We start from the raw sequence: 314 nt of genomic DNA, 5'->3' as shown, positions 1-314 counted from the left end.
GGCCGTTTGGATGAGGACGGGCCATCACGCGGCTCCCTTTGCTTTGTCGCGCATGTGCATGATGTAGCGGAACGGGGCGACTGCGATGATCACGCCGAGGACAAGCACTGTCGCGCCTGCTGTGGCGAGGCCGAGATTCTGGCGCCCGAACAGATTGTCCATGATAAATTTCGCCGGCACCTCCGTCGCATTGCCGGGGCCGCCATTGGTCATGGCGACGACGATGTCATAGGTCTTGATCACGCCCATGGCGAGCAGCATGCCGGCCGCGGCCAGCGCCGGCCCGAGCTGCGGCAGGATGATCGAGACATAGA

1 pseudogene is annotated in these 314 nt (G+C 63.4%); it reads right to left on the bottom strand.

The features are described 5' to 3' along the window. Window positions 1-24: 24 nt before the first annotated feature. Window positions 25-314 (bottom strand): annotated as a pseudogene (locus tag AF337_RS32790) (sugar ABC transporter permease); the annotation flags it as partial.

Origin of the sequence: Rhizobium ecuadorense, from assembly GCF_001187535.1 — a bacterium.
GTDB classification, from domain to species: domain Bacteria; phylum Pseudomonadota; class Alphaproteobacteria; order Rhizobiales; family Rhizobiaceae; genus Rhizobium; species Rhizobium ecuadorense.
The sequence above is the reverse complement of the archived record's forward strand: the minus strand, read 5'-3'. Positions and strand labels throughout refer to the sequence as shown.